At 65.7% G+C, this 19,571-nt stretch carries 21 protein-coding genes; 13 read left to right on the top strand and 8 right to left on the bottom strand.

The genetic code is table 11. The features are described from left to right. Positions 1–25: 25 nt before the first annotated feature. From gcvH to lpdA, 5 genes are read left to right on the top strand one after another with little or no spacing between them, the layout of a single operon-like run. Positions 26–424 (top strand): glycine cleavage system protein GcvH, encoded by a 399-nt coding sequence (gene gcvH / locus ACNO8X_RS16680; protein WP_418001910.1) that lies wholly within the window; start codon positions 26–28, stop codon positions 422–424. 2 nt (positions 425–426) lie between these two features. Then, a complete protein-coding gene (gene glyA / locus ACNO8X_RS16675; protein ID WP_418001909.1) occupies positions 427–1,695 on the top strand; it encodes a serine hydroxymethyltransferase in 1,269 nt (422 codons plus the stop codon). Then, positions 1,695–3,071, top strand: a complete 1,377-nt coding sequence (locus ACNO8X_RS16670) for an L-serine ammonia-lyase (RefSeq protein WP_418001908.1) — start codon at positions 1,695–1,697, stop codon at positions 3,069–3,071. Before glyA ends, ACNO8X_RS16670 begins: the two co-directional genes overlap by 1 nt. A gap of 5 nt (positions 3,072–3,076) precedes the next feature. Next, entirely contained in the window at positions 3,077–4,018 is a 942-nt protein-coding gene (gene lipA, locus ACNO8X_RS16665; protein WP_418001907.1) for a lipoyl synthase, read from the top strand. Beyond that, a complete protein-coding gene (gene lpdA, locus ACNO8X_RS16660; RefSeq protein WP_418001906.1) occupies positions 4,015–5,382 on the top strand; it encodes a dihydrolipoyl dehydrogenase in 1,368 nt (455 codons plus the stop codon). Before lipA ends, lpdA begins: the two co-directional genes overlap by 4 nt. A gap of 109 nt (positions 5,383–5,491) precedes the next feature. On the opposite strand, the gene ACNO8X_RS16655 is transcribed toward lpdA, so the two are convergent. From ACNO8X_RS16655 to ACNO8X_RS16645, 3 genes are read right to left on the bottom strand one after another with little or no spacing between them, the layout of a single operon-like run. After that, positions 5,492–6,274: a creatininase gene (locus ACNO8X_RS16655; protein WP_418001905.1), complete on the bottom strand. Its 783-nt coding sequence runs from the start codon at positions 6,272–6,274 to the stop codon at positions 5,492–5,494. 16 nt (positions 6,275–6,290) lie between these two features. After that, a complete protein-coding gene (locus ACNO8X_RS16650; RefSeq protein WP_133760817.1) occupies positions 6,291–7,082 on the bottom strand; it encodes an SDR family oxidoreductase in 792 nt (263 codons plus the stop codon). Positions 7,083–7,113: 31 nt separating this feature from the next. Further along, the gene (locus ACNO8X_RS16645; RefSeq protein ID WP_418001904.1) at positions 7,114–8,031 is read right to left on the bottom strand and encodes an NAD-dependent epimerase/dehydratase family protein; all 918 of its coding nucleotides are present in this window, start codon (positions 8,029–8,031) and stop codon (positions 7,114–7,116) included. Between the two features lie 233 nt (positions 8,032–8,264). Here ACNO8X_RS16645 and ACNO8X_RS16640 point away from each other — a divergent pair, with 233 nt between their 5' ends. From ACNO8X_RS16640 to ACNO8X_RS16615, 6 genes are all read left to right on the top strand, one after another. Further along, positions 8,265–9,890, top strand: a complete 1,626-nt coding sequence (locus ACNO8X_RS16640) for a GMC family oxidoreductase (RefSeq protein WP_418001903.1) — start codon at positions 8,265–8,267, stop codon at positions 9,888–9,890. A 9-nt stretch (positions 9,891–9,899) separates the two neighbouring features. Further along, the gene (locus tag ACNO8X_RS16635) at positions 9,900–10,292 is read left to right on the top strand and encodes a hypothetical protein (RefSeq protein WP_260938705.1); all 393 of its coding nucleotides are present in this window, start codon (positions 9,900–9,902) and stop codon (positions 10,290–10,292) included. 111 nt (positions 10,293–10,403) lie between these two features. After that, positions 10,404–11,771, top strand: a complete 1,368-nt coding sequence (locus ACNO8X_RS16630) for a purine-cytosine permease family protein (RefSeq protein ID WP_418001902.1) — start codon at positions 10,404–10,406, stop codon at positions 11,769–11,771. 53 nt (positions 11,772–11,824) lie between these two features. Then, positions 11,825–13,324 (top strand): PucR family transcriptional regulator, encoded by a 1,500-nt coding sequence (locus ACNO8X_RS16625; RefSeq protein WP_418001901.1) that lies wholly within the window; start codon positions 11,825–11,827, stop codon positions 13,322–13,324. Beyond that, positions 13,324–14,325: a Gfo/Idh/MocA family protein gene (locus tag ACNO8X_RS16620; RefSeq protein WP_418001900.1), complete on the top strand. Its 1,002-nt coding sequence runs from the start codon at positions 13,324–13,326 to the stop codon at positions 14,323–14,325. The genes ACNO8X_RS16625 and ACNO8X_RS16620 overlap by 1 nt, the downstream gene beginning before the upstream one ends. Next, a complete protein-coding gene (locus ACNO8X_RS16615) occupies positions 14,322–15,143 on the top strand; it encodes a sugar phosphate isomerase/epimerase family protein (protein WP_418001899.1) in 822 nt (273 codons plus the stop codon). Before ACNO8X_RS16620 ends, ACNO8X_RS16615 begins: the two co-directional genes overlap by 4 nt. Before the next feature lies 1 nt (position 15,144). Here ACNO8X_RS16615 and ACNO8X_RS16610 read toward each other — a convergent pair whose 3' ends face one another. Beyond that, positions 15,145–15,798 carry a VC0807 family protein gene (locus tag ACNO8X_RS16610; protein WP_418001898.1) on the bottom strand — a complete coding sequence of 218 codons (654 nt, stop codon included), beginning with the start codon at positions 15,796–15,798 and terminating at the stop codon, positions 15,145–15,147. A gap of 234 nt (positions 15,799–16,032) precedes the next feature. On the opposite strand from ACNO8X_RS16610, the gene ACNO8X_RS16605 reads away from it, so the two are divergent. After that, on the top strand, positions 16,033–16,524 hold the full coding sequence (locus ACNO8X_RS16605) for a universal stress protein (protein WP_260938694.1): 492 nt from the start codon (positions 16,033–16,035) through the stop codon (positions 16,522–16,524). A gap of 16 nt (positions 16,525–16,540) precedes the next feature. On the opposite strand, the gene ACNO8X_RS16600 is transcribed toward ACNO8X_RS16605, so the two are convergent. Next, positions 16,541–16,873 (bottom strand): transcriptional regulator, encoded by a 333-nt coding sequence (locus tag ACNO8X_RS16600; RefSeq protein WP_260938692.1) that lies wholly within the window; start codon positions 16,871–16,873, stop codon positions 16,541–16,543. After that, positions 16,870–17,334, bottom strand: coding sequence for a hypothetical protein (locus ACNO8X_RS16595; protein WP_418001897.1), 465 nt, complete (start codon positions 17,332–17,334; stop codon positions 16,870–16,872). The genes ACNO8X_RS16600 and ACNO8X_RS16595 overlap by 4 nt, the downstream gene beginning before the upstream one ends. 162 nt (positions 17,335–17,496) lie before the next feature. Between ACNO8X_RS16595 and ACNO8X_RS16590 the strand changes: the two genes are divergently transcribed. After that, a complete protein-coding gene (locus ACNO8X_RS16590; RefSeq protein WP_418001896.1) occupies positions 17,497–18,060 on the top strand; it encodes a hypothetical protein in 564 nt (187 codons plus the stop codon). Between the two features lie 142 nt (positions 18,061–18,202). Here the strand turns inward: ACNO8X_RS16590 and ACNO8X_RS16585 are convergent, their stop codons facing one another. Further along, entirely contained in the window at positions 18,203–18,544 is a 342-nt protein-coding gene (locus ACNO8X_RS16585; protein ID WP_418001895.1) for a hypothetical protein, read from the bottom strand. A gap of 350 nt (positions 18,545–18,894) precedes the next feature. Beyond that, a complete protein-coding gene (locus tag ACNO8X_RS16580) occupies positions 18,895–19,494 on the bottom strand; it encodes a TetR/AcrR family transcriptional regulator (protein ID WP_418001894.1) in 600 nt (199 codons plus the stop codon). Positions 19,495–19,571: the final 77 nt, after the last annotated feature.

Here is a 19,571-nt window from a genome sequence, read left to right as displayed (position 1 = left end):
GCCACTACTTCAGAAAAGGACCACCATGGCCACCAACACCATTCCCGACGATCGCAGCTACACCGAGGAACACGAATGGGTGCTGGTCGCTCCCGGTGCCGGGCTTCCCGATACGCCGGTTCGGGTCGGCATCACCTCGGTCGCGGCGGCGGCCCTCGGTGATCTGGTGTACGTCGACCTGCCCGAGGTCGGTTCGGCCATCACCGCGGGCGAAACCTGCGGCGAGGTGGAATCGACGAAGACCGTCTCCGAGCTGTACCCACCGGTGAGCGGCACCGTCACGGCGGTCAACTCCGCTGCCGTGGACGATCCCAGCATCATCACCGCCGATCCGTACGATGCCGGCTGGCTGTTCGAAGTGCAGGCCACCGCAGCCGAAAACCTGTTGACCGCAGCCGAATACGCAGCACGGAACGAGGGCTAACCATGAACATCCTGGACGAACGGCTCGCCGATTTCGACCCTGAGATCGCCGCGGCCATCGGCGACGAATTGCGCCGCCAGCGCCTCGGCCTGGAGATGATCGCCTCGGAGAACCATGCGCCACTGGCCGTGATGCAGGCGCAGGGCTCGGTGCTGACGAACAAGTACGCGGAGGGCTACCCAGGGCGCCGCTACTACGGTGGCTGCGAGCACATCGACGTCATCGAACGGCTCGCCATCGCTCGGGTCAAAGAACTCTTCAGTGCCGAATTCGCCAATGTGCAACCGCATTCGGGCGCGCAGGCCAACGCGGCGGTGATGCACGCGCTGATCAAGCCCGGTGACACCATCCTCGGTCTGTCTCTGGACTGCGGCGGCCACCTCACGCACGGCATGCGGCTGAACTTCTCCGGCAAGCTGTACAACGTCGCCGCCTACGGGGTGTCCAAAGAGGACTACCTCATCGACATGGATGCGGTCGCCGAGGCTGCCCGGGAACACAAGCCGCAGTTGATCATTGCCGGCTGGTCGGCCTACCCGCGCCAGCTCGACTTCGCCCGGTTCCGCGAGATCGCCGACGAGGTCGGCGCATATCTGATGGTGGACATGGCGCACTTCGCGGGGCTCGTCGCCGCCGGGCTTCATCCGTCCCCGGTGCCGCATGCTCACGTGGTGACATCCACAACGCACAAGACGCTCGGCGGTCCCCGAGGTGGCGTGATCCTGACCAACGAGGCCGACATCGCCAAGAAGATCAACTCGGCGGTGTTCCCCGGCCAGCAGGGTGGGCCGCTGGAGCACGTGATCGCGGCCAAGGCCGTCGGTTTCAAGATGGCCGCACAGCCCGAATTCGGTGAACGCCAGCAGCGGGTGCTGCGGGGTGCGCAGATTCTGGCCGACCGGCTGAGCCAGCCGGATACGAAGGCCGCGGGCATCACTGTCCTGACCGGCGGCACCGACGTCCATCTGGTGCTGGTGGACCTGCGAAACGCGGCCGTCGACGGGCAGCAGGCCGAGGACCGGCTCGACGCTGTCGGCATCACCGTCAACCGCAACGCGGTGCCGTTCGACCCCCGGCCGCCGATGGTGACGTCCGGACTGCGCATCGGAACCCCGGCACTGGCGGCACGTGGGTTCGGTGACGCGGAGTTCGCGCGCGTCGCCGACGTCATCGCTGCCGCGCTGATCGCGGACGGTGATGCCGATACCGAACATCTTGCCGCGCAGGTGCGTACGCTGGCCGAACAGTTCCCGCTTTACCCGGAGTTGTAATGGCGATCAGCGTGTTCGACCTGTTTTCCGTCGGGATCGGGCCGTCGAGTTCCCACACCGTCGGTCCGATGCGGGCGGCCGGCATGTTCGTCGACCAACTCATCGCGCGCAATGTGGTCGACCACGTCACCGATGTCCGCGTCGATCTGTACGGCTCACTGGCGGCCACCGGCGGCGGCCACGGCACCATGCCGGCCATCCTGCTGGGCTTGGAGGGCTACCGGCCCGAGACCATCGAGACCGGCGAGATGGAACGGCGCCTCGCGATCATCCGGGCCGATGGAAAGATCCGGTTGGGTGGCCGAATCGTGCTCGCGCTCACCGAATCTGACATCGCTCTGCACCCGGCGCAGCAGCTCGACCGTCACCCCAACGCGATGACGGTCACCGCCACATCGGTGCACGGCGGCGTGCTGTACGAGGAGACGTACTTCTCGGTTGGTGGTGGCTTCGTCGTCACCGAGGAAGACATGGCCCACCCACCCGAAAGTGCCGACGGTGCCGACAGTTTCACGTCAGCGGCGGAACTGCTGACCCTCACCGATCGCGATCACATCTCCATCAGCACGGCGATGATGGGCCAGGAGTCCACGACTCGCACCGACACCGAGGTGCGTGAGCGACTGCTGCACATCCGCGAGGTGATGATCGCCTGCGCGACCAACGGCATGTCCCGCGACGGCTACCTGCCCGGCAACCTGATGGTCCGCCGGCGGGCCAAGGACTGGTTCCTTCGGCTCAATGCCGAAGACCCACAGCGGGACCCGGCCTTCGCCGAAGATTGGGTGAACCTGGTGGCGCTGGCCGTCAACGAGGAGAACGCCTCGGGCGGACGCATCGTCACCGCACCGACCAACGGTGCTGCCGGCATCATCCCGGCTGTCCTGTACTACGCCCTGCACTACACGGCCGCGGGCAAAGCCGATCCGGATGACGCCACCGTCCGGTTTCTGCTGACCGCCGGTGCCATCGGATCGCTGTACAAGGAACGCGCGTCCATTTCCGGTGCCGAGGTCGGTTGCCAGGGTGAGGTCGGATCTGCGGCATCCATGGCTGCCGCTGGGCTCGCCGAAATCCTCGGTGGCACACCGCAACAGGTCGAGAACGCCGCCGAGATCGCGATGGAGCACAGCCTGGGACTTACGTGCGATCCGATCGGTGGGCTCGTGCAGATCCCGTGCATCGAACGTAATGCCATCTCCGCGGGCAAGGCCATCAACGCCGCACGCATGGCACTGCGGGGCGACGGCACCCACCGGGTCAGCCTCGATCAGGTCATCGAGACCATGCGGGCCACCGGCATGGATATGAGCTCCAAATACAAGGAAACCTCGACCGGTGGCCTCGCTGTCACCGTCAACGTCGTCGAATGCTGAGTTGAATGACTATTGCCCCCGAAGGGCGCCGCTTGCTGCGGCTGGAGGTGCGCAACGCGCAGACACCGGTCGAACGCAAGCCGCCCTGGATGAAAGCCCGAGTCCGGACCGGACCGGAGTATCGCGAACTGTCCGCGCTGGTGCAGCGCAACGACCTGCACACGGTGTGCCAGGAAGCGGGCTGCCCCAACATCTTCGAGTGCTGGGAGTCCCGCGAGGCAACGTTCCTCATCGGCGGTGACCAGTGCACGCGACGTTGCGACTTCTGCCAGATCGACACCGGCAAGCCCACCGACCTCGACCGCGACGAGCCTCGGCGCGTTGCCGATTCGGTGGCCCAGATGGGGTTGCGCTATGCGACGGTCACCGGTGTGGCGCGCGATGATCTGCCCGACGGCGGTGCCTGGCTGTACGCCGAGACGGTCCGGCAGATCCATGCCGCCTGTACGGGCACCGGTGTCGAACTGCTCATCCCGGATTTCACCGGGACACCCGATCAGCTCGACGAGGTGTTCGGCTCCGAGCCAGAAGTGCTGGCGCACAACCTGGAAACCGTGCCGCGGATTTTTCGCCGGGTCCGACCGGGCTTCGACTACGCGCGCTCGCTCGCTGTGCTGACGCGTGCGCGGGGCGCGGGCCTGATCACGAAGTCGAACCTGATCCTCGGGATGGGGGAGACCACAGAGGAAGCGCTGCAGGCACTGTGGGACCTGCGTGAGGCCGGCTGCGAGCTGGTCACCATCACCCAGTACCTGCGGCCGACCCCACGGCATCACCCTGTCGAACGGTGGGTCACCCCAGCCGAATTCGACGACCTCGATACCGCCGCTCGTGAGATTGGCTTTCTCGGTGTCATGTCCGGGCCGCTGGTGCGGTCCTCGTATCGGGCGGGAGCGCTTTACGCGCAGGCCCGCACCGTCATCCAACAACAGAGGAGTCAGTCATGACCGCAGCAGACGTCGTCATCCTGGGTGGTGGACCGGGCGGCTATGCCGCAGCGATCCGTTCCGCACAGCTCGGGCGGTCAGTCGTGCTGATCGACGAGGCGGCCGTCGGCGGCACCTGCCTGCATCGTGGCTGCATCCCGACCAAAGCGCTGTTGCACGCTGCGGAAGTGGCCGACTCCGCTCGCACCGCAGCGCAATTCGGTATCACAGCATCGTTCGACGGCGTCGACACCACCAAGCTGCACGGCTTCAAGAACATCGTGGTCTCCCGCCTGCACAAGGGTCTGACGGGTTTGATTGCGGCGCTGGGCATCACGGTCGTCAGCGGCCGCGGCCGGCTGACCGGGCCGACCACCGTCGACGTCGACGGCACCACCATCACCGGCGGGGCGATCGTGCTGGCCACCGGTTCGGCACCCAAGGTGCCGGGCATCATCCAGACCTCCGACCGGGTGCTCACCAGCGATCAGGCACTCGAGCTGGACCGCATTCCCACGTCGGCGATCATTCTCGGCGGCGGCGTGATCGGCGTCGAGTTCGCCAGTCTGTGGACTTCCCTGGGCGCCAAGGTGACGATCGTCGAAGCGCTGCCGCGGTTGGTGCCCAACGAGGATGCCGCCATCTCGGCCTACCTGGAGCGGCTGTTCCGCCGCCGCAAGATCACCGCCAAGACCGGGACTCTGGTCACGGGCGTCAGTTCCGATGACGAGTCCGTGCAGGTGACCCTGGAATCCGGCGATGTGCTGAACGCCGACGTGCTGTTGGTCGCGGTCGGTCGTGGCCCGCGCACCGCGGATCTCGGACTGGTCGAGGCGGGTGTCGAACTTGACCGGGGCTTCGTGGTGACCGACGACAAGCTGCGCACCAGTGTGCCGACCGTCTACGCGATCGGCGACATCGTGGCCGGACTTCAGTTGGCACACCGAGCATTTCAGCAGGGTCTGTTCGTCGCCGAGCAGATTGCCGGACGGGAACCCGAGGCCGTCGCGGAACTCGGCATCCCGCGGGTCACCTACTGCGATCCGGAGATCGCCTCGGTCGGTCTCACCGAAGATGCCGCTCGCGAACAGTACGGCGAGGGCGTGGAGACCGTCACCTACGATCTGGCGGGCAACGGCCGCAGCCAGATCCTCAAGGCGTCCGGCGCGGTCAAGCTCGTCGTCGACCCGGCCGGCACGGTGGTGGGCGTGCACATGATCGGCGCCGGGGTCTCCGAGCTGATCGGCGAGGCCCAGCTGCTGTACAACTTGGGCGTCAAGGCCGCCGAGGCAGCCCGTTTCGTCCACGCCCACCCGACGCAGAACGAGGCCTTGGGCGAGGCGCTGATGGCCGTGTCCGGCGCGCCGCTGCACCTGCACGGGTGAGACGTGCCGCGCGGCCGGTTCCAGCAGCCGGCCGCGCCGGCCGCTGTCATACGTGGCTCCCAGCCCAACATGTCCAAGAGAGAGGAGACACGCCCGGCCGCGGGCGTGTCTAAGCCCCGCGGCGGTCCCCGAACTCCTCGTCCAGGATCGCGACCAGCCGGTCGACCATCCAGTCGGTGAGCATCTTGCCCTTCTCGGCGCTGGCGGCCTCCGGCGAGGACAGCGTGCCGCTGGCCGTCGACATCCGAGTGTCGATCGGCAGCACGTCGTAGTTCACGACTCGTTCGGGGGAATCGGCCTTGATGTGCTCGGGCCGGACCAGGTGCGGGGCGTGGTGCAGCAGCAGCGAGGTTTCGATGACGGCGGCGTGCTCCAGCGCCAGGCCCGGGAAGCCGCCGGGCCAGATGGCCTGCTGGCGATCCGCGGTGAAGTCCGGGTTGGCGTCCTCCATCACCAGGATCTTCAGCTCCGGGTGCTTCTCGGAGATCAGGAACGCCGGCTCGTAGATGAACCCGCTGTTCTCGTAGTGCCAGTTGTACAGCACGATATTGCGGAACCCGGCCCGCTTCAGTTCGCTGAGGATGTCCTCGAGCAGCGCGATGTACGTGGTGGCCCGCAGTGACAGGGTGCCCGGAATATGCTGTCCGCCACCGCTTCCCGGTCGACTGCGATAGCCGAAGGGGACGAACTGCCCGACGATCAGGTCGGTCCGCTCGCTGGCGGCTGCCAGCAGCTTCTCGGGGATGAGCCAGTCGGTGCAGACCGGCAGATGATGCCCGTGTTGCTCGGTCGAGCCGATCGGAATGGCCACGGGAATGTCGGCGCGGGCAGCCTCGGCGATCTCGGGCCAGGTCATCTCCCGGTACAGTCGGGTTCGCTTCTGCTCGGTCATGGAAACTCCTTGCGGGTCAGACATTCTGGGAGACGCCGATGTTGCCGGCGGGAATGCAGGTGGATCGCCCACCGTCGACGACTAGGTGGGTGCCCACCGCGTAGCTGGCCCGGTCGGACAGTAGGAACACCACGGCTTCGGCGATCTCCTGCGGCTCACCGAACCGTCCGACGGCGACGCTGGAGGCGATTTCGGCGATCTCGGCCTCGGGGTCGGCGCTGTCTTCGAATTCGACCATCAGCAGCGGGGTGCGGGTGGTGCCGGGGCACACGGAATTCACCCGGATGCCCCAGGACACCAATTCTGCTGCGGCACTGCGCGTCATGGCGACGATCGCGCCCTTGGTGGCGGTGTAGGCGACGAATCCGGGCTGGCCCATGAGGGCCAGTTCGGAACCGGTGTTCACGATGGCACCGGATCCGCGGGGCTGCATGACACGGGCGGCCTCGCGCAGCACGTAGAACGAGCCGGCGACATTGATCGCCATCAGATCGTCGAAATCCTGGTCGGTGGTGTCGACAAGCGGTGCGACACGGGAGATTCCGGCGTTGTTGAGCACGGCATCGATGGGACCGAGTTCGGCTTCCACTCGCTCGAAGGCCGCTCGCACCGCGCCCGAGTCTCGCACGTCGACACTCACCGCGAGCGCGCGCCGGCCATGAGCGGTCACCTGTCGGACAGCCTCGGACAGGTCGTCTTCCGGCCGGGCCAGCACGGCCACGTCGGCTCCTTCGCGGGCCAGGGTCGCGGCCGTGGCCAGCCCGATCCCCGAGGATGCCCCCGTAACCAGGGCGATGCGGTTCGCCATGTCTCCCATGAAGCGTTGTCCCTTCGGTTCGTCAGAGTTGTTCAGTGGACCGGATCCACTCGATCTGTGATTGCAGCCCCTTCTCGAACTCCCATGCCGGTTCGTACCCGAGATCGCGAGTAGACCGCGAGAGATCGAACTGAACCTGGCGGTCCCAGTCGGGCAGATAACCGGGGCCGATGTCGAAGCGGGCGTCGGGCAGGTATTTCTGGAGCAGCTCAGCGGTTTCGAACACCGTCATCCGGTCGCCGCCCGAGACGAAGTAGGCCTGCTGGGTCAGTGTCGTCGTGGTGGACGCCAGCCGCGCCGCGGTGGCGACGTCCTCGACGTGCACGAACTGGAAACCGTGGTCACCACCGGATTCGAGGGTGAAGGTCTCGCCGCGCAGCCCGGCCCGGATCATGTCGCCGAGCAGGCTGGGCATCCACAACCCGGGTCCGTACACCTCGGTGATGCGAAGGGAGACGATCTCCATGCCGTAGAGCGAGTTGTATGCGCTGCCCAGCAGTTCGCCGGCCACCTTGGTCACGCCGTACACCGTGGTGGGTGCGGGCTTGACGTCCTCGGTGACAGGGCTCGGTTCGGTGATGTTGCCCAGAGCGGACTCCGAGGAGAAGAACACGATCCGCCGTACGCCCGTCATCCGGGCGGCTTCGTAAACCGCAAGCGTGCCATCGGCATTCGCGGCGAAGGTGGTGACCGGCAGTTCGATCGAGAGCGCCGGGTGGCTCTGGCCGGCGGTGTGGATGATGCGATCCACCTCGTAGGTGCGCAGGGTCTCGGTGAGGCGGGGGATGTCGAACAGCTCGCCAAGGACCGCGACTACTCCGGCTCGGGGGTCAACGGAGTAGTCGCGGTTGTACATGATGACGCGCTCGCCGTCGGCCAGCAGTTGGTCCACCAGATGGCGGCCGACGAAGCCGCGGCCGCCGGTGACGAGTGTGGTCATCGATATCTTCCTTTTCCTTGGCGCGGTGCGGTCGTGCTGGAGGTTGTCGCACGCCACCGCCGTGCTGATCACATTGCCGTCGCTGCTCCGTCAGCGGCAACGAACGAACTGTCGAGGCTCGTTGTTCGTCCTTGTGCGAATGCACAAGGTGACTTCGTGGGCTTGTGCGGATTCGCGGCCACCCAGCGGGTGTGATCCACGCATCATTGATCCACAGATGTGACCGACTTGGAGTGCGACTGGTGAACACACAGAACATCGACGACGAGCCCGACGTCCTGATCATCGGGGCCGGTGCCTCCGGTGGGGTAGCGGCCCTCGAACTGGCTCAACAGGGCCTGAAGGTCGTCTGCCTCGAACAAGGCGGATGGAACCTGCCCGACGATTTCACCGCAGGCAAGCCGGAATGGGAACTGACCCGGCTCAAGCAGTGGAACGCCAGCCCCAACGTGCGGCAGAACCAGGCGGACTACCCGATCGACAGCAGCGAGAGCCCGGTAGAACCGTTGATGTTCAACGGCGTTGGCGGCAGCACCATCATGTTCTCCGGGCACTGGGTGCGTCCCATGCCGTCGGACTTCCGCGTCAAGACCCTCGACGGTGTGGCCGAGGACTGGCCGTTCACCTACGACGATCTGCGGCCGTTCCTGGATGAGGTCACCCACCACATCGGTGCCTCGGGACTGGAAGGCGACCCGGCTTATCCCGACTCGCACACCTTCCCGCTGCCGCCGCTGCCGATCGGCAAGTACGGACTGGTCGCCGCCAAGGGCATGGACAAGCTCGGCTGGCACTGGTGGCCCGCGCCGAACGCCATCGCATCGCGCAAATACAAGAACCAGGAAGGCTGCCAGCGGTACGGCGCCTGCGAGTCCGGTTGTCCGGTCGGCGCCAAGGCCAGCACCGACATCACCCACTGGCGCGACGCGATCAAGCTCGGCGTGCGGCTCGTTACCGGGGCTCGGGTCAGCCGCCTCACCATGAACAAGAAGGGCCTGGTCACGGGCGCCGAGTACATCGACCGTAAGGGCACTCTGCAGCACCAGAGCGCGCGGGTAACGGTGTTGGCGGCCAACGGAATCGGCACACCACGCCTGCTGCTGAACTCGGCGCCGGATGGGCTGGCCAACTCATCAGGCCTGGTCGGTAAGCGGCTGATGACCCACCCCTACGCGTCGGTCTACGGCGCATACGACGAAGACATGGAGACCTGGCTCGGCCCCGCCGGCCAAGCACTGCAGTCACTGCAGTTCTACGAGACTGACACCAGCCGCGGATTCGTGCGCGGCGCCAAGTGGAACCTCATGCCCACCGGCGGCCCACTGGCCCAGACTCTGTGGGAGCCGGGCGACAACTGGCGGGACGGCTTCGGCGCCAATTTCCATCCGCGACTGAAGCGCACATTCGGCCGTTACACCGAGTGGGGGATCACCACCGAAGATCTGCCCGACGAATCCAACACTGTGACACTGGATCCCAACGTCACCGACTCCGACGGGATCCCCGCGGCCAAGATTCACTACGAGATCGGCGAGAACTGCCGGCGGATGCTCGACTTCAACGTCGCCCGCGCCATGGAGGCCCACGAAGCCGCGGGAGCCGTTGAGGTACAACCGGTTCCGGTCGTCCGGCACAGCGCCTGGCACCTGCTCGGCACCACCAAGATGGGTACCGACCCGGCCACCTCCGTGGTCGACGAGTGGTGCCGCACCCACGACATCCCGAACCTGTTCATCATCGATGGCAGCACGATGGTCACCTCGACCGGGATGAATCCCACCGCCACGATCATGGCCGTCGCGCTGCGCTCCATGCGGCATCTGGCCGAAACCCGCTCCAGTATCCCGACGGCATTCTGAGGAAGACCCATGCTCACTTCCGAACAGCGCCAGGTGTTCGCCACCTTGGCCGAAGCTCTGATCCCGGCAAGCGACACCATGCCGTCGGCCACCACTGCCGAAGTCTCCGGGGTCCTGCTCGATCAGGTCCTGCGTTACCGGCATGACCTCGTCGACGACCTGACTGCGGCGCTGGATGCCAGTGCCGGGAAAGACGCGGAAGTCGCTCTCGACGATCTCGCGGTCGGACAGCCCGAGCAGTTCGAGGCACTCACCGTCCTGGCGGCCGGAGCCTATTTCCTCAGTCCCGCAGTCAAATCCGCCATGCCCTACGACGCGGCGCCGCGTGCGGCACGCGACGACATGGATACCTACATCGACATGCTCGAGCACGTCGTCGACCGCGGCTTCGTCATCCGTTGATCCCGCCGCTGTTCATCGAACATCCTGAAATCATCACCACACCAACGTGTAAGGACGTGTCCCATGCCGCATGACAGTGGCTCGAGGGTCGAAACTCTGACGATTCAGCCGGTGCCGGAATCGCAGCGCACCGGAAAGGTGCGACACCTCTTCTCCTTCTGGTTTACCGTCCAGATCATCCCGCTCGCGGTGGTGACCGGTCTGCTCGGGCCGACGATCTACAAGCTGGATGTCGCATCCACCGTCATCGCCATCATTCTCGGCAGCCTCGTGGGCGCGGTGTTCATGGCGCTGCACTCGGTGCAGGGTTCGGGTCTCGGTGTGCCGCAGATGATCCAGGCGCGCGCACAGTTCGGCATGTACGGCTCACTGCTGGTGATCGTCGTCGTCATCCTGGCGTACGTCGGCTGGATCGTGTCCCTGATGGTGTTGGCGCAACAGACGCTGGTCGCCGTCTTCCCGTCGCTGAATACGACTGTGGCGCTGGCCTTCAGCACTTTCGCCACCTTGGTCACCGTGGTCGTGGGCTACCAGCTCATCCTCCGCATGAACCGGGTGATGGTCTGGCTGTCCGGCCTCGCCCTGGTGCTCACCCTCGGCTATACCGCAGTCGCTGCCGCGCATGGCGGCACCGGTGGCGGCGGCAGTGGCTCATTCAACTGGATCGGCTTCCTTGGCATGGCATCGGTCGCCGGCATCTGGCAGCTGTCGTATGCGCCGTACGTCTCGGACTACTCGCGCTACCTGCCGAGCTCCACCACCCCTCGATCCGCCTTCTGGTACACGTACTTCGGCACGCTCCTCGGCGCCGTCGGCGCGATGATCGTCGGTGCGCTCCTGGTCGCCGGGCTGGGCTCGGACGCCTCACTGGCCAGCCTGTCGCGCATCATGCCCGCGCCACTGTTCATCTTCGTGATGCTCGTGTTCTTCTTCGGTGCGATCGACGCCGGCGTGATCAACATGTACGGATCGTCGCTGTGCACGCTGACCTGCATCCAGGCCTTCAAGCTGAAGTGGTCGCCGAAGTCCTCGGCCCGGAACATCGTGGCGACCGTGATCGCGGCGGTGGTATTCGTCGCCGCCATCGGCTTCTCCGACGACTTCCTCGTGCAGTACTCCAACTTCATCAGCATCCTGATCTACCTGCTGATCCCGTGGAGCATCGTCAACCTGATCGACTACTACGTCATCAAAAAGGGACATTACGACGCCGCCTCGTTCAGCGACCCCAAGAGTGGCTACGGCGCCTTCAATGTCCCGGCCGTGCTCAGCTACTTCCTCGGCTTCGTCATCCAAATTCCTTTCATGTCAACGGCTTTCTACACAGGCCCCGTGGCGAACGAGATCGGTGGCATCGACACGGCGTGGATCGTCGGCACCATTGGCACGTTCTTCATCTACTTCGGCCTGATCAAGCTGTGGCAGGTCCGGTCGGCCGGTCAGGTGCAGACTGCAGTCGCTGCCGAGGTCGCGCCATAACCCAGTTGTCCGCAATCGCGTTCGGTGATCGTGTCGCAAGATACGGTTGATCGGTGAGCATCACCGTTCGCGAATTGCTGGACATGCCGCACCTGCAGTTGCGACTGCACTCGGGCAAGGCTGGTTTGGACCGCCAGGTGACCTGGACGCACACGTCGGACCTGCCCGAGCCCTGGCAATGGGTCAGCGGCGGTGAGCTGTTGATGACCAACGGGATGTCGTTTCCTGCCGATGCCGACGGCCAGGAGCATCTGCTCGACGAGCTCCATCGGATCGGCGCCAGCGGGTTGGCCATCGGCGAACAGATGTACTGCCCGAAGCTCACGGGGCGATTCACCCAGGCGAGTGAACGCCTCGGACTGCCGGTGCTCTGGATCCGCTATCCCATGCCGTTCGTGGCGATCTCACGCGCCATCGCTGAGGCCACGCTGCTCGAACAATCCCAGCGCCTCATGCGCACGGCGCGAATCTACGACGCGCTCCGTCGCACCACCGGTGGCGATGTGGCCCGGTCCCGTACCGCCGATGCCCTCACCAAGGAGCTGCGGTGCCCGGTCTTCGTCTGTGACCGCGTGACTGCCGAGGCGTATCACCCCGACGGACCGCACCCACCCGAGGACGTGAAAGCCACTGTCCGAACGGCGTCGCAGGGCACGTTGGTCGCCGGTGCCCGGTCGGTGCTGACGCCGGGCGGCGTGGAGGTCCTGGTCGGTGAGGTGCCCACGCATGACAACGCGGTCCTGGCCGTCATCCGAGAGGGCGGAGTGGCCCTCGACGGCGTGCTCATCCAGCACGCGGCGACGGTCGTGGCCCTCGAGTTGTCCCAGACGCACCTGGCTCTCGAACACACCCGTCGTTCCGGTGCCGAGCTGACGGCGCAGCTCATGGACGGCAGCGTCGACCGCCGGGGTGGACGACGCCAATTGCTGTCCCTGGGACTCGATCCGGCCCACTCGGTATTCGTTTCGGCAACCTGCGCCGATGAACGGCGGCTGCGAGACCTCCATGTTGCGTTGTGGCGCCGTCGAATTCCGCACGTGACGGCATTCCGCTCGGGCGTCGCCCACGCGGTCGTTCCGGGTGCCGATGACGCCGTCGAGGCCATCGTCGGATCGCTCGGGCCGAGTGCCAGGGTCGGCGCCAGCCGGGCGCTGCAGTCGGTGTCCCGCTCGGGGGAATCGGCACGGGAAGCGACGTGGGCGCTGGGCACCGCGCAACGGACGGACGAGCAACTGGTTCGGTACGGCAGTGCCACATCGTGGCTGGGCGTCGGTGGTGTCGACGATGCCCAGGCCATGGTGGAGCGGTGGTTGGGGCCGCTCATCGAACACGATGCCCAGCACCGGACGGGCCTCGTCGAAACCTTGGAAGCGTTTCTGGCCAATCAACGGTCGTGGCAGCGCACGGCCGAAGCCATGAACGTGCACCGGCAGACGGTGCTCTACCGCATTCACAAGGTGGAAGAACTGACCGGGGCCAAGCTGACCGATACCGCCGACATCGCGCAGCTGTGGCTGGCGCTGCAGTCGCGAGATCTCCTGGGCGGCAGCTGATGACCGCGACGACCCCGCCCGTGAGGATCGGCATTGTCGGCGCGGCGCGCATCGCACCGATGGCGCTCATCAAACCGGCCAGGGCCTGCAATGACGTTACGGTGGCAGCCGTTGCAGCCCGCGATGTGGTGAGAGCGCGCGATTTCGCCATGAAGCACGGCATCGACACGGCATATGGCAGCTACGACGAACTGATCGCCGACCCCGACCTGGATGCGGTGTACATCCCGCTGCCGAATGGATTGCACGGCAGGTGGATTCGGGCTGCCATCGACGCCGGTAAACATGTGCTCTGCGAAAAGCCGTTCACTGCCAACGAAGCCGAGGCCGTCGACATCGCCGAACGGGCGGCCACCTCCGACCGCGTGGTGATGGAGGCGTTCCACTATCGCTATCACCCGCTGGCGCTGCGCGTAGAGGAAATCGTGGCCTCGGGCGAGCTCGGCAAGCTGCAGCACGTCGAGACGGCGATGTGCTTCCCGCTGCCCAAGTTCTCCGACATCCGGTACAACTACGCGCTCGCGGGTGGCGCGACGATGGACGGTGGCTGCTACGCCATCCATATGGCGCGCATCTTCGGCGGCGGCGGCACTCCCGAGGTCGTGTCGGCGCAGGCGAAACTCCGCGATGGTCAGGTTGATCGGGCGATGATCGCCGAATTGCGCTACCCCGCAGGCCATACCGGCCGGATGCACTGCAGCATGTGGTCGACGAGTCTGGTCAAGATGAGCGCGCGGGTCATCGGGGAGGACGGCGAGTTGCGGGTCCTCAACCCGGTGCTGCCCCAGTTGTACCACCGGCTCACGGTCCGCTCCGCGAACGGCAAACGGGTGGAACGGTTTCCGCGTCGCGCGTCGTACAGTTATCAACTGAACGCGTTCGCCGGTGCGGTGTTGCGTGGTGAACCCGTCAAGACCACGCCGCAGGACGCGGTCGAGAACATGAGAGTCATCGACGCCGTCTACCGGGCCGCCGGCCTGCCGTTGCGGGAGCCCGCGTGACACCACCCATCGATCTGCTCGGCATCGAGGCGCTCAGTGTGTTCGGTCTGCCCCCGGTCGAATTCGTCGATGTCGCCGCGGATCTCGGGTGCCGGTTCATCACGATCTTCGTGCAGAATTTCGCGGCGCTGCCGCTGGGCTACCCGCCGTTCTCTCTGAAGGACGACAGCCGCCTCAGAGCAGACCTGCTCGCGGCCATGGACCACCGCGGCGTCGGCATCTCGCTGGGTGACGGATTCCTCGTGCTGCCTGGCGCCGATATGCGGTCGTTCGGCCGGGATCTCGACCTGATGGCCGAACTGAGGGTGCCCCGGATCAACGTGGTCAGCCTCGACCCGGACCTTGATCGCACCGTCGACCAGATCGGCGCGCTGGCGGAACTCGCCGCACAACGGCAGATCGAGACGGTCATCGAACCGGTGCCGGGCCTGACCATCGGCGACCTGCCGACGGCGTTGACTGTGCTCCAACATATTTCGCGACCCGATGTCCGGCTGCTGATCGACACCATGCACCTGGTGCGGTCCGGTTCCGGCGCCGCAGACCTCTGCACCGTTGCTGCCGAGCAGATCGGCTACGCCCAGCTCTGCGATACGACTCTGGCGCCGCAGGCCGGCAACTACGCCGAGGAAGCCATGTTCGAACGGCTGGTTCCGGGGGAGGGCGAACTTCCGCTGTCCGAGATCCTCGCGGCGCTGCCCGACGACATCGTCATCGGATTGGAAGTACCCCAACGATCGCTGGCGCTGTCCGGCGTCGGGCCAGCAGCGCGGCTCAGACCCTGCGTCGAAGCGGCGCAGGGTCTGTTGCAGCAGTAGCTCAGGCGTTCAGTGTCTGCTTGAAGCGGCGGACCATGAGTGCCACCACCGCACCGATCGCCAGGACGACGACGGACCCGACGACGTTGACCAAGCCGTTCGCGACGTCGAAGGGAAACGTGAAGACGATGCCGAGCAGGATGGCCACCTGAATCACCAGACCGACGCCGACCACTGCACTGAGCCGGATGTGCAACGCGTGTAGCGCGGCGGTCGGGGTGTGCTCAGTGGCCGCGGGCATGAATCGGGCGGCGACGAACTGTGTCATGGGCTTGCCGACCAGGCAGCTCGCCAGGAACACCGCGGCCGCCGCGCCGCCGACGAGCGTCTGTCCGGCCAGCACCAGCCGGGGGTCGGTGGTCACCAGCGCGACCGCCAGGGTCAAGCCGAACATCAACATGAGGTACCCGGAGTACGGGTCGAGTTGACGCGCCCTCACGAGCCCGTACCCCACCGGGACGCCGGCGACGATCGTGGCGGCCAAGAGTGCGAAGTACTCCGACTGCCCCGTGGCGCGCAGCCCGTAGAACGCGACCAACGGCGTGCCCACCTCGAGGACCGTCCGGATGATCGCGCGCCGTTTGGCAGCGGACTTTTCGGCGTCCGGGCGGTCGACCGGCTCCGGTTCGATGGTGTCGAGGGCCATGGCGGTCATGGTGGGGTCCTTCCGGGACGAGTCGGGTGGCGTCGGGGTTCCGCGATATCTACAGCGTCTCGTTCATCGAGCCGCGAGTCTGTCCGGCGACCGGCTGATGGGGAGGCGGAGATCGATGTCCACCAATTGGGGGATCCGCCGAGGGAACACACCCGCAATGCACGCCAAATGCCCACGTCAACTGACCCGTCGGCGCTAAGGTCTTCACGACGTCACCCCCGTAAGGAGACAGCGATGGGCAGCTACCGGACAGTCCTGGTTGGAACTGACGGCTCAGACTCGTCGATGAAAGCGGTCGAGCATGCCGCCAAGTTCGCGGCGCAGCAGGGCGCGAAGCTGGTCATCGCGACGGCTCATTTCCACGAAGTCGAAAAGGGTAGTTGGGCACGGCCGGCCGCACCGGAGAAAGCAAGTGATCGCCGGGCAGAGGACGCGCTGGGACGTGATGGCGGCTACCGGGTGCACGGCGACGCGCACGTTTACGAGATCCTCCACGAAGCCGGCGAACTAGCGCGCGGTGCGGGCGCCCAAGACATCGAGGAACGGTCTGTGATCGGTGCGCCCGTCGAGGCGCTCACCACGTTGGCGCAAGACGTCGCCGCTGACCTGATCGTCGTCGGCGATGTCGGACTGAACTCGACGGCAGGACGACTGTTGGGTTCGGTGCCTGCCGACGTTGCACGCAAAGCCAAGATCGACATCTTGATCGTGCACACCGTCGACTAACTCCGCAGTGTCGAGACTATCGGCCGGCTTTCGCAGCGCCTCGCGAAACCCCTGCATGTTGCGGACCTTCGACGATGGCCCGCAATGCCGCAACGTGGCCGTCAAACGCGACGCGGCCGGCCTCGGTCAAGCTTGCGTGCACCTTGTGGCGGCTGCCGTCCAGACGGCGTTCGGTGGTGACATAACCGGCGTGCTCAAGGACCGACAGCTGCTTCGACAAGGCCGAATCCGATAGCGACAGAGCGTCTTTGAGATACGCGAAGTCGACCCAATCCGCGGCGGCCAACGTGGCCGCCAGGGACAGGCGAGTGCTCGGGTGAATCAGCTCATCGAATCGCGGTGCCGTCATGCGTGGACCCAGCGGCGGAGAACCCGCAAGATCTCAGGTCCGCCCAGGCCGACGATGACAGCGACAAACACTGCAGCTACGATGCCGGGATGGCGGGCGCCGTCAGCATCCAGTGCGAATCCCGTGGCGATCGTGATGGCGACCAGAGCGAACAGCATGCCGATCACCACCATCGGGATGCGGGGGCTGACGGTATCGGCGCTGACCTGCAGCCGTTCGGTGCGCCGGCGACCACTGAGGCGGCGCGACGCAATCGTGGAATGAATGACCCCGAACCCCAATGTCGCGCCTACGGCCAGCCACTGCGGGCCGAGGTCGCCAACGATCCCGAGAACAACCCATGCCGCAGCCAGGAGCCACCAGTACCACCGGGGGAGGCCTACTTCGTCTACGACTTTTGCCCTGGCGTGATCCACTGCGTCGAGCGCGGCGCGCGCGTCCGCCGGCGTGATGTGCTCCATGGCTTCGTCCTCACTTTCCCACTTGGAAAGTCGATCCTTTAGTTTCCAAGCAGGAAAGTCAAGGGCTGGCTGCAAGGTTGCAAGGTGCGGGAGTGACCGCCCGTCGGGCAGCTTTGGCAAACCACGAGAAACACACCGCCCGGACGTGCGAGTCTGATGCGTATGTCCACGCACGACTTTGCGACCTACGAGGAATTCGGCCGCAAATTCTTCGAGGTCGCCGTGACCGCCGACCGGGTTGCCGACGGTTTCGGCACGATGGCCGGCGATACCTTCGAATTGGGGCCGTTTCCGGCCGGGCCGGCGGGCATCGCTCGGGTTACTGCGCGCGTCAGCATCGAACAGCCTCAGGTGGCTCGCAGGGACGGCGACATGATTGCGTTCGACGTTCGCATCCCGCTCGATATCGATCTCCTGATCGACCTGCGCGTGGACCGCTCCCGATTCATGGTGACCGGCGAGATCGCGTTGATTGCCACCGCCCGCGCTGCCGAGCCACTGCTGCTGATCATCGATATTCCGAAGCCGGAGCGGAAGGACATCACGGTCAACGTCACGTCCCAGACGCTGCGGGGCGAACTTCTGCGGATCGTGGCCGACGTCGACTCGGAGATCAAACGCGTCATCGCCAAGCAGGTTGGCCGCCGGATCGAAGCACCCGAAGCACAGCAGGCGAAGGTCGTCGACATCGGCAAGCGGATCGCCAGCGCCTGGGCGGGAATCTGACGGTGCGGTATCCCGATCCCCGGGTGCCTATATAACGTTCCTCTTCTACACGATTGACCTCTTCGGCGTCAGGGCAGCGCTGGTCGGCGGCATCGTCGTCCGCCAGTCCCGCAGCGTTATTGGGCGGACGAATTCGTAGTGATCAGACCGGCGCGATGTAGTTGCTGCTGAAGAACTCCTGGGGGATCTGCGAATGCGGGGACGGTAGATCCACTGCCAGCCACATGCCGGTGGTACCGGTCGGGATGGGCGCTTGCAGCGTGATGCTGCCGCTGCCGAAGGCATCGGCGGCGAGCGTGCCCGTGGTGATGCCGCGGTCGCCCGGCATGCAGCCCAGCACGGCGTGCGGTGCCGGGATGACCCGCACCACGTACTGCGCGTTGTCGGCACCGTTGGTCATATCGATATGGGCGACCGCGGTGTATCCGTCAGAGGTGATCTCCGCGAAGAGCTTGGCTCCCGGACGGCCCAATTGCGTTGTCACAAGCTGAAAATCGCACGTGTGCATGTTGGCGAGCAGGAACATTCGATGGGCTGGCGAAGCGGCCGCCGAAGCCGCAGTGCTGGTCAGGGCTGCGCTCATTGCTGCGGCGACGGCCGCTGCTCGCAGGGTATGGGCGCGGATCGATGCCGGAGTGTTCACAATGGACCTTCTCGCTCGCGTGCGCGAAATAGGTTGTCGCACTACGTGTTCAACAGCTTATGAATGAGAAGGGCCCGCTGGGATCGTGCTGTGGTCGGAGATCGCCCGGGGGCTTCCTACGCCCGGGGTAGGTATCGAGCGCCGCCCACGGCACGATGTTCGCGGAGTGCTGCGGTCGACGATCGGGGCGGTTAGCCCGTGGGCGCAACGCCGTTCAAGACGAAGTCGATGACGTCGCCGGTGACGTCGAGTTTGGTCTTTCCTGAGCTGACGACGTTGTGCAACAGCGCGGTCATCATGACCGCGCCGAAGATACTGATCGCGTCGGTGCTCGGATCTGCGACGCGCTTGAGCGTGCCGTCCGCGGCGCCGGCCTCGAGCACTCGTGCGATGGGTTCGTAGAACGCCTGTTGGACGGCCGAGGCGAGCTCGGGAAGTCTGATCGCGCGGCCGAGGTCGCCCACCAGCGCGGTGCTGGTACCCGGCCGGTTCATCGTGTGCGCGACCTGCGCGGTGATGACGGCGACGAGTCTCTCCTTGCCGCTGCCGGCGGAATCGGCGGCAGCGGCAACATCGCGGGCAAGGTCACCGAGCGAATCCCGCAGCAGGAAGCCGAGGATGTCGTCCTTGCCGGTGAAGTAGTAGTACAGCGTGGCTTTCGGGACGCCGGACGCGGTCGCGATCTCTTCGATCTTCGTGTTTTCCAGGCCCTTGGTGGCGATCAGGTCGGCTGCGGCATAGAGCTTGCTCGCTACCGCCGCGGGGACTGCCCGTCCCGATTGTTCAACCACGAATCGAAGTGTACGAGCAGCAGGCCCACTGAATCCCGAGGCCATGGGATCCACATCCAAACTGATAGGTTGTACTA

The sequence above is a fragment of the Mycobacterium sp. PDNC021 genome, from assembly GCF_048282635.1.
In the GTDB taxonomy this organism is placed as follows: Bacteria; Actinomycetota; Actinomycetes; order Mycobacteriales; family Mycobacteriaceae; genus Mycobacterium; species Mycobacterium llatzerense.
This window is presented reverse-complemented; position numbering and strand designations above follow the sequence as displayed.